We start from the raw sequence: 3,773 nt of genomic DNA, 5'->3' as shown, positions 1-3,773 counted from the left end.
TGGTGTTCGGCAGCAAGCTGCCTGGGACGCCTTCGGCGCCCCACAACTTCGCGTTAGGCGCAAAATCATTCATACAGTTATATTTGAACTAAATAATAAGGAGATTGTCTAAGTAAAGGAAATAGTCTACAGGGATGTGATTGAAAAATGAATTATGGTTTACCTTTATTGGAAAAAAGAACAGAGAGTATAGTAAGAAAATATTGTACTTTCGAGGCGAAGCCTGAGTTATTTAGTGATTTTTCCGGTCACAAAGTTTGCAAAGTTGCTGATAGGCTTGCAAGCCGTTTTCCTGTTTCAAACATAGCAAACCATTCTCTAAAAAGTGGTTTCTGCTTCACGAACGAGTATCCTAGAGCTTTTAATAGTAACCAAGTTTCATTGGCAAAAACTATAGCTAAGATTAGTGAAACATGCTTGGTAAATGAAAGAAAAGTGTCAATTATAACTGGTGAGTCAGGTTTGCTATCGTGTATTCCGGAACTTTCACTCGTATCCAAATTAATAATACAAGTTGATTGTGACCCTGTTCTTTTAACATATATTGGAGAGTTGATAAAAAAAATATCTGATACAAGCTCAATAAGTACTAGAAAGTATCATGAGATAATAAAGACATCTTTAGAATCTTTAAAGAGAAGAGGATGTGCTACAGATGTAGATGAGCCAGGACTTTTAAAGTCAGCTGATGAATATAAAGAAGCAATGGGTGAATTACATTGCTTTTCATCACAAAGGCGATTGGAAGAATTTCAATCTGCCTTACGTGAATGTCATATACAAGCCATAGAAGCAAACTATTTTTCAAAAGAAGATATGAGTAGCCTGTTTGAAATACTAGTAGAAGAAGGGTTTGAAGTATCTTATTTTAACATTTCTAATGTGTGTGAATATTTTCATCGATTCTATGTAATGAACCCGTTCAATGGTCTAGTTCAAGGTATGGAAAGCACGGCATATATCCGAAGAATCCCCCTTACTATAGGGGCAGTTTGTGCTTATTCTTCTCTTCTTTCAGGTCACGATCACACTGACACTTGTACAAAAAACATATTATTTGAACGGTTATATCAAATAAATAAATCCAAAGCTTTAAGTGATGTTGCAATGTATGCTGGTAAACCCAAATCAGTTGTAAATGATTTAATTTCTGCCTGTATAGAATTAGCCAAAGTTGATTGGATAGAAGTAGAAACATGCATAGATACTTTAAGACTAGTTTTGGCACATATTACTAAAGATGAAGCGAAAACTCTATCTCATAGAGTTCAAGATATTGAACACAGTTTAGCTGAAAATACAATGTATAATGATCAGGATAGATCTGAATTTATAAATATAACTACAGCCGCAGTTAGTGCTGGATTCAAGCAATCGGATAGCGCCTAACAAGTGCTTCAAATGGGACGCCTACGGCGCCCCTTAAGCAGGCGTTACACGGCTGAATCAAACTTTGAGTAATCTTCACGTTGAGTTAAATGTCAGAAATAATAGAGATTGAAACCAAGCGGTTACTTCTCCGTCAATGGAGAGAAAGTGATTTTGAACCTTTTGCCGTTATAAATTCTGATGAAAGAGTCATGGAATTTTTTCCAGACCTTTTGAGCAAGTTTGAGAGTGATGAAAGAGCAAAAATTTGTCAATCACTCATCGCTGAGAGAGGTTGGGGGTTTTGGGCTCTTGAAGAGAAATCCTCAGGCCGCTTTATTGGCTTTACGGGGTTGCATGTTCCAAGTGACGATTTACCATTTTCTCCCTGTGTTGAGATCGGTTGGCGGTTAAGTCCTGCTCATTGGGGCAAAGGGTTCGTAACTGAGGCAGCACAAGCTTCTCTAAATGTAGCTTTTACGCAGCTAAAGCTCGATGAAGTTCTTTCCTTTACGGTCAAAGATAATGTTCGCTCATTAGCTGTGATGAAAAGGCTAGGTATGACCAAACAACCATCAAATTTTGATCATCCAGCATTACCTGAAGGTCACAAACTCAGAGAGCACAGTTTATTTAAAATCAAACAATCACAGTGGGTAGCAACCGCCGTGTAACAAGTGCTTCAAATGGGACGCCTACGGCGCCCCTTAAGCAGGCGTTATATTTCACGCGAGTTCATACAATTACGAGGTGTGTATGACAAACATGACTGATCCAATGGTTGGATTGCAAGAGTTACAAAAAGCCATCGACAAAAATTTAGTCGAGTTTCAAAAATGTGAGCTATCACGTGATTTGGTAATACATGTTGACCAACCTGATGGTCACACACGTTTTACATATGCCAAAATAAAGCATCAACGGATTAGATCATACGCAGTATTTGTCTTAGTCGAACCTATCAATGGTTTGCCTTGCTTAAATATTGGATATGCTGTTCCTGAAAAATATCAAAACAACGGTAATGCAACCGAAATTCTGGAAAAAAGTATTGCTGAGTTAAAGAATGGATTTGCTCGCAACAATGTAAATAAATTTTATCTAGAAGCTATTGTTGGGAAAGATAATATTATCTCTCAAAAAATTGCGAATAAACTCATTTCCAAAACTCCCAAAGAGTGTAATGATGAATATTCAAATAAACCAGCATTAGCTTACACCAGATTAATCGAGTCGAATTGAACAAGAAATATAACAAGCCCATCCAAGCGACCGCCTTCGGCGGCGCTTGATGGGGGCGTTATGTGAAGGAGTCAACCTTTGAGAATAATAAAAATATCACTTTTACTTTCCTGCTTGATGATTTCTGCTTGTGGTGCAAGAGATATAAATCGAGAATATTATCGAGCTCAAGACGACCAAAAAATAACAGTTGTCAAAGCATACAAAAATGAAGGATATATCGTAGGTGAAAACTCAGATATATTAACAATCTATATCCGACAGGTTGATGACGGAGAATTGCTATGGACCGAACCCTTTAAAATGGGAACAACTGCAACAGTTCCAACTGGAATTAGAAATATCAAAGTCATGTGTGAAATATCCACCACATATGGGAAAATCCTTCTCCCTGGAAAGACTGAAATTGATGTTAAAACTGGAAATACCTACAACATCACAGGTAAGCCAGATAACAATCAAAAAAACTGCATCCTAAAAATCACATAACAAGTGCATGGTGTGCGTCGCTTCGCTCCTGGGACGCCTTCGGCGCCCCACATGCAGGCGTTAGGTTCACCAAGGAAGTTATGAGTAACGATATAGAAAAAGCAGTGAGTAACTTCAAATCAAGTGTAAAAGAAATGACCCATGAAGATAGTCTTTTACATTTTGAAGAGCAGAAAGCTGCTTATGAAACAGAATACACAAGCTTTATCAACGCTTATGAAGAAGATAGGCTCTGTTCACAATAAATGTGGGTTGAGCCAATGGGATGCTTCCTGATCTAACAAACTCTCTTCCGAGAAGATATGTGTCTTTAAAAATCGTTTCCAGCCCAGATAGCGCGATAAATATTTGTTGCCACACCTGTGAAAAAACCATTGATACAACGTTTGAGCTCACTGTGATAAGCGTTGACTGTTTGAATGTGACCAACTCTTTCAGCGTCACGTTGAGTTGGTCTGCCAGTTGCGTGAAGAGTTCATCGTTACTCACATGTTCGAGAACGGCATCGGTTACATGTTGCTGACGGTCGCAGGCCACCATGACGGGAATTTTTCTGATTGTTCCTGACTTTTCACTGGCATTCTCCGACGGCTTTTTCTTGCGCCTGGATCGACCACCTCGTTTGCGGGCTTCAGCACCCAACCCCCGCTGTCCTTTGCGGGATTCCCGGAAAA

At 38.9% G+C, this 3,773-nt stretch carries 4 protein-coding genes and 1 pseudogene; 4 read left to right on the top strand and 1 reads right to left on the bottom strand.

Going from position 1 to position 3,773, the window contains the following annotated elements; all coding sequences use genetic code 11:
- Positions 1 to 147 precede the first annotated feature (147 nt).
- The 4 genes from QMA35_RS21015 to QMA35_RS21000 all read left to right on the top strand — a co-directional run bounded on the left by QMA35_RS21015 (position 148) and on the right by QMA35_RS21000 (position 3,099).
- Positions 148 to 1,389, top strand: a complete 1,242-nt coding sequence (locus QMA35_RS21015; protein WP_281649097.1) for a hypothetical protein — start codon at positions 148 to 150, stop codon at positions 1,387 to 1,389.
- Between the two features lie 89 nt (positions 1,390 to 1,478).
- The gene (locus QMA35_RS21010; RefSeq protein ID WP_281649096.1) at positions 1,479 to 2,042 is read left to right on the top strand and encodes a GNAT family N-acetyltransferase; all 564 of its coding nucleotides are present in this window, start codon (positions 1,479 to 1,481) and stop codon (positions 2,040 to 2,042) included.
- Between the two features lie 91 nt (positions 2,043 to 2,133).
- The gene (locus QMA35_RS21005; protein ID WP_281649095.1) at positions 2,134 to 2,610 is read left to right on the top strand and encodes a hypothetical protein; all 477 of its coding nucleotides are present in this window, start codon (positions 2,134 to 2,136) and stop codon (positions 2,608 to 2,610) included.
- Between the two features lie 78 nt (positions 2,611 to 2,688).
- Positions 2,689 to 3,099 (top strand): hypothetical protein, encoded by a 411-nt coding sequence (locus tag QMA35_RS21000; RefSeq protein ID WP_281649094.1) that lies wholly within the window; start codon positions 2,689 to 2,691, stop codon positions 3,097 to 3,099.
- A 207-nt stretch (positions 3,100 to 3,306) separates the two neighbouring features.
- Here QMA35_RS21000 and QMA35_RS20995 read toward each other — a convergent pair.
- Positions 3,307 to 3,773, bottom strand: a pseudogene (locus QMA35_RS20995) (hypothetical protein); the annotation flags it as partial.

Source organism: Parendozoicomonas sp. Alg238-R29 (genome assembly GCF_947331445.1).
Classification (GTDB): domain Bacteria; phylum Pseudomonadota; class Gammaproteobacteria; order Pseudomonadales; family Endozoicomonadaceae; genus Sansalvadorimonas.
The sequence above is the reverse complement of the archived record's forward strand: the minus strand, read 5'-3'. Positions and strand labels throughout refer to the sequence as shown.

Bases quoted from the DNA above. Each gene is read 5' to 3' on its own strand.
- QMA35_RS21015 (WP_281649097.1), top strand. From the start codon at position 148: ATGAATTATGGTTTACCTTTATTGGAAAAAAGAACAGAGAGTATAGTA.
- QMA35_RS21010 (WP_281649096.1), top strand. From the start codon at position 1,479: ATGTCAGAAATAATAGAGATTGAAACCAAGCGGTTACTTCTCCGTCAA.
- QMA35_RS21005 (WP_281649095.1), top strand. From the start codon at position 2,134: ATGACTGATCCAATGGTTGGATTGCAAGAGTTACAAAAAGCCATCGAC.